General features: G+C 48.3%; 2 tRNA genes and 3 rRNA genes. All 5 read left to right on the top strand.

The features are described from left to right. Positions 1 to 407 precede the first annotated feature (407 nt). The 5 genes from FM107_RS16715 to rrf all read left to right on the top strand — a co-directional run bounded on the left by FM107_RS16715 (position 408) and on the right by rrf (position 5504). Positions 408 to 1935, top strand: a 16S ribosomal RNA gene (locus FM107_RS16715). Positions 1936 to 2065: 130 nt separating this feature from the next. Continuing rightward, a tRNA-Ile gene (locus FM107_RS16710) sits at positions 2066 to 2139 on the top strand. A 17-nt stretch (positions 2140 to 2156) separates the two neighbouring features. Then, positions 2157 to 2230, top strand: a tRNA-Ala gene (locus tag FM107_RS16705). Positions 2231 to 2404: 174 nt separating this feature from the next. Next, positions 2405 to 5298: ribosomal RNA gene (locus FM107_RS16700) — 23S ribosomal RNA — on the top strand. Between the two features lie 94 nt (positions 5299 to 5392). Next, positions 5393 to 5504, top strand: a 5S ribosomal RNA gene (gene rrf, locus FM107_RS16695). The 16S, 23S and 5S rRNA genes sit together here with 2 tRNA genes alongside, the layout of an rRNA operon. Positions 5505 to 5523 lie beyond the last annotated feature (19 nt).

The following is a 5523-nucleotide window of genomic DNA, read 5'->3' as shown; positions in this document are numbered from 1 at the left end:
TTTGAACAGCAGGATTAAGGTATTCTGAATAGTTGGATTTAGGTTCTATTATTTGGTTTGAGAGGGGTTAGCAAATATATTTCAAAATATATTTTGCGAATGTAAAAAATCCTCTTACCTTTGCAGTCCCAACTAAAACGAAGGGTTTACATCGCAAGGATGTAAGGATTAAAAAAGCTAGATTTTACCTTGATTTATTAAGGTTTAAATATACGAAACAAGCCAAAGCGCGATGCGGCGGCGATAAAAGTTCTTTAAGATATTGATCATGTAACGTAACGAGTAACATTAAGATGTGAAAGTTATTCAATTAACAAAACCACGACTTAAGTTTATCCAAATTAGATATTAAAAGACGATTTCTAATTATTTTATTAAATAGTTAGGTATCAATACAATTCATTTTTACAATGGAGAGTTTGATCCTGGCTCAGGATGAACGCTAGCGGCAGGCCTAATACATGCAAGTCGAACGGGATTCCAGTGTAGCTTGCTATACTGGATGAGAGTGGCGTACGGGTGCGTAACGCGTGAGCAACCTACCCATATCAGGGGGATAGCCCGGAGAAATCCGGATTAACACCGCATAATATTACTGAATGGCATCATTTAGTGATCAAATATTTATAGGATATGGATGGGCTCGCGTGACATTAGCTAGTTGGTAAGGTAACGGCTTACCAAGGCTACGATGTCTAGGGGCTCTGAGAGGAGAATCCCCCACACTGGTACTGAGACACGGACCAGACTCCTACGGGAGGCAGCAGTAAGGAATATTGGTCAATGGAGGGAACTCTGAACCAGCCATGCCGCGTGCAGGATGACTGCCCTACGGGTTGTAAACTGCTTTTATCTAGGAATAACCCTTGGTACGTGTACCGAGCTGAATGTACTAGAAGAATAAGGATCGGCTAACTCCGTGCCAGCAGCCGCGGTAATACGGAGGATCCGAGCGTTATCCGGATTTATTGGGTTTAAAGGGTGCGTAGGCGGCCTGTTAAGTCAGGAGTGAAATACGGCAGCTCAACTGTCGCAGTGCTCTTGATACTGATAGGCTTGAATGTCGCTGAAGATGGCGGAATGAGACAAGTAGCGGTGAAATGCATAGATATGTCTCAGAACACCGATTGCGAAGGCAGCTGTCTAAACGATTATTGACGCTGATGCACGAAAGCGTGGGGATCAAACAGGATTAGATACCCTGGTAGTCCACGCCCTAAACGATGATAACTCGATGTTAGCGATATACTGTTAGCGTCCCAGCGAAAGCGTTAAGTTATCCACCTGGGGAGTACGCCCGCAAGGGTGAAACTCAAAGGAATTGACGGGGGCCCGCACAAGCGGAGGAGTATGTGGTTTAATTCGATGATACGCGAGGAACCTTACCCGGGCTTGAAAGTTAGTGAAGGTAGCAGAGACGCTACCGTCCTTCGGGACACGAAACTAGGTGCTGCATGGCTGTCGTCAGCTCGTGCCGTGAGGTGTTGGGTTAAGTCCCGCAACGAGCGCAACCCCTATGTTTAGTTGCCAGCACGTTAAGGTGGGGACTCTAAACAGACTGCCTGCGCAAGCAGTGAGGAAGGCGGGGACGACGTCAAGTCATCATGGCCCTTACGTCCGGGGCTACACACGTACTACAATGGATGGTACAGCGGGCAGCTAGGCAGCAATGTCATGCTAATCTCTAAAAGCCATTCACAGTTCGGATCGGGGTCTGCAACTCGACCCCGTGAAGTTGGATTCGCTAGTAATCGCGTATCAGCAATGACGCGGTGAATACGTTCCCGGGCCTTGTACACACCGCCCGTCAAGCCATGAAAGTTGGGGGTGCCTAAAGCATGTAACCGCAAGGAGCGTGTTAGGGCAAAACCGATAATTGGGGCTAAGTCGTAACAAGGTAGCCGTACCGGAAGGTGCGGCTGGAATACCTCCTTTCTAGAGTGTTTGGAAAGACACTCGTTACGTACATCATGATCATACTATCTAAAACTAAGAAAGCATTACGAAGAAAGTGCCCACCCTGTCTTATAGGGTTTGGTCGCCGGAAGATGAAGAAAGATAAGCTAGTCCCGTAGCTCAGTTGGTTAGAGCACTACACTGATAATGTAGGGGTCAGCAGTTCAAATCTGCTCGGGACTACACCAAGATTTTAATACGGGGGATTAGCTCAGCTGGCTAGAGCACCTGCCTTGCACGCAGGGGGTCAACGGTTCGAATCCGTTATTCTCCACGTTCATCTAAGATTTACCTTGATTGAGAGGTATATTGTTGTAAGATGGAAAAGTTCTTTGACATATTGAAAGAAAGATTAACAAGAGAAGACAACAGAATGTTGTTTATGATCTCTTTATAGAGGTTGTGAATGACAAAGGCAGCCATATATCAGCAAAAGGGATATATGTGCGAAGAAAGTAAATAAGGGCACACGGAGGATGCCTAGGCTCTCAGAGGCGATGAAGGACGTGATAAGCTGCGATAAGCCACGGGGATTAGCAAATATGATTTAATCCGTGGATTTCCGAATGGGGCAACCTAACATACTGAAGGTATGTTGTATAATACGCGAACGCGCTGAACTGAAACATCTAAGTAGGCGTAGGAGGAGAAAATAATAATGATTTCCCAAGTAGTGGCGAGCGAACGGGAAAGAGCCCAAACCAACACTGTTACGGCATTGTTGGGGTTGTAGGGTCACGATGTGTGATCTGCGGCGCGAAGTGGAACCGGGTGGGAAACCGGGCGATATGGGTGATAGCCCCGTACACGTATGCAAAGCAGCGCTAGTGATACCCTGAGTACCGCGGGACCGGAGAAATCCTGTGGGAATCTACCAGCACCATCTGGTAAGGCTAAATACTCCTGAGAGACCGATAGTGAACCAGTACCGTGAGGGAAAGGTGAAAAGAACCCCGAACAGGGGAGTGAAAAGAACCTGAAACCGTGTGCTTACAATCGGTCGGAGCATCTATATGGTGTGACGGCGTGCCTTTTGCATAATGAGCCTACGAGTTACTCTTATCTGGCAAGGTTAAGTCCTTCAGGGACGCAGCCGAAGCGAAAGCGAGTCTTAATAGGGCGTATAGTCAGGTGAGGTAGACGCGAAACCTTGTGATCTACCCTTGGGCAGGTTGAAGTTGCAGTAACATGTAATGGAGGACCGAACCGATAAACGTTGAAAAGTTTCCGGATGACCTGAGGGTAGGGGTGAAAGGCCAATCAAACTGGGAAATAGCTCGTACTCCCCGAAATGTTTTTAGGAACAGCGTCGATATAAAGTCTTGCAGAGGTAGAGCTACCGATTGGGTGCGGGGGAGTCAAATCCTACCAAATCCAGACGAACTCCGAATGCTGTAAGATATGATCGGCAGTGAGGCTTTGGGTGCTAAGGTCCAAGGCCGAGAGGGAAAGAACCCAGACCATCAGCTAAGGTCCCCAAATGTAGTCTAAGTTGAACTAACGAGGTCCGGTTGCCCAGACAGCTAGGATGTTGGCTTGGAAGCAGCCATTCATTTAAAGAGTGCGTAACAGCTCACTAGTCGAGCGACCGGGCGTGGATAATAAACGGGCATCAAGATTACTACCGAAGCTATGGATTATATACGTTAAGTATATTCTGGTAGGGGAGCATTCTATTGGGGGTGAATCTGAGAGGTGATTTTCAGTGGACTTGATAGAAAAGCAAATGTAGGCATAAGTAACGATAAGGCGGGTGAGAAACCCGCCCACCGAAAGACTAAGGTTTCCTGATCAACGCTAATCGGATCAGGGTTAGTCGGGGCCTAAGGCGCATCCGAAGGGAGTAAGCCGATGGACAACTGGTTAATATTCCAGTACTTTTTATAACTGCGATGTGGTGACGGAGTAGTGACACTGCCGCGAACTGACGGAATAGTTCGTTGAAGGATGTAGGTATTAGTTTTGTAGGCAAATCCGCAGAACTAGCTGAACTCCGATAGTACAGCAAAGCTTCGGCGGCGCTGATAGTGCAGGTAAGCAGACTTCCAAGAAAACCCGCTAAGCTTCAGGTTATAAAAACCCGTACCCTAAACCGACACAGGTAGTCGAGGAGAGAATCCTAAGGTGCTCGAGTGAATCATGGCTAAGGAACTCGGCAAAATGGCCCTGTAACTTCGGGAGAAGGGGCGCTTCCTCTACCTTCGGGTAGAGAAGCCGCAGTGAAAAGGCCCAGGCGACTGTTTAGCAAAAACATATGGCTTTGCGAAATCGAAAGATGAGGTATAAGGCCTGACACCTGCCCGGTGCTGGAAGGTTAAGAGGGGATGTCAGCCGTAAGGCGAAGCATTGAATCGAAGCCCCAGTAAACGGCGGCCGTAACTATAACGGTCCTAAGGTAGCGAAATTCCTTGTCGGGTAAGTTCCGACCTGCACGAATGGTGTAACGATCTGGGCGCTGTCTCAGCCATGAGCTCGGTGAAATTGTGGTACCGGTGAAGACGCCGGTTACCCGCAACGGGACGGAAAGACCCCATGAACCTTCACTATAGCTTAACATTGAAATTGGGTGCCTAATGTGTAGGATAGGCGGGAGATGTTGAAGCGTGTTCGCTAGGATGCGTGGAATCAACCTTGAAATACCGCCCTTTAGGTATTCGGTTTCTAACTCGGCTTTGCCGAGGACATTGTTTGGTGGGTAGTTTGACTGGGGTGGTCGCCTCCAAAAAGGTAACGGAGGCTTTCAAAGGTAAGCTCAGTACGCTTGGTAACCGTACGTGGAGTGCAATGGCATAAGCTTGCTTGACTGTGAGACCAACAAGTCGACCAGGGTCGAAAGACGGACATAGTGATCCGGTGGTTCTGTATGGAAGGGCCATCGCTCAAAGGATAAAAGGTACTCTGGGGATAACAGGCTGATCTCCCCCAAGAGCTCATATCGACGGGGAGGTTTGGCACCTCGATGTCGGCTCGTCACATCCTGGGGCTGGAGAAGGTCCCAAGGGTTGGGCTGTTCGCCCATTAAAGTGGCACGCGAGCTGGGTTCAGAACGTCGCGAGACAGTTCGGTCCCTATCTGTTGTGGGCGCTGGAAGTTTGAGTGGATCTGACCTTAGTACGAGAGGACCGGGTTGGACGAACCGCTGGTGAACCTGTTATGCCGCCAGGTGTACGGCAGGGTAGCTACGTTCGGATTAGATAAGCGCTGAAAGCATCTAAGTGCGAAACTAGCCACGAGATGAGACTTCCTTATAGGGTCGTTGAAGATTACGACGTTGATAGGCTATAGGTGTAAAGGTTGAGAGACCAAAGCCAAGTAGTACTAATAACCCGAAGCTTTCCACGCCGGTAGATTTCTGTTGTCTTCCTTTTTGATTTTTCTTTCAATTCATGTCATTGTTTTGGGGTAAGCGTCAGCTTGCTGGTAAAACAAACGATATTCAGGTGCCTATATCGGCGGTGTCTACCTCTTCCCATTCCGAACAGAGTAGTCAAGCCCGCCAGAGCCGATGGTATTGCCGTAACAGGTGGGAGAGTAGGTCGGTGCCTAATTTTATAGAATGCCCCTTCA

The organism is Sphingobacterium sp. JB170, from assembly GCF_900163865.1.
Lineage (GTDB): Bacteria > Bacteroidota > Bacteroidia > Sphingobacteriales > Sphingobacteriaceae > Sphingobacterium.
The sequence above is the reverse complement of the archived record's forward strand: the minus strand, read 5'-3'. Positions and strand labels throughout refer to the sequence as shown.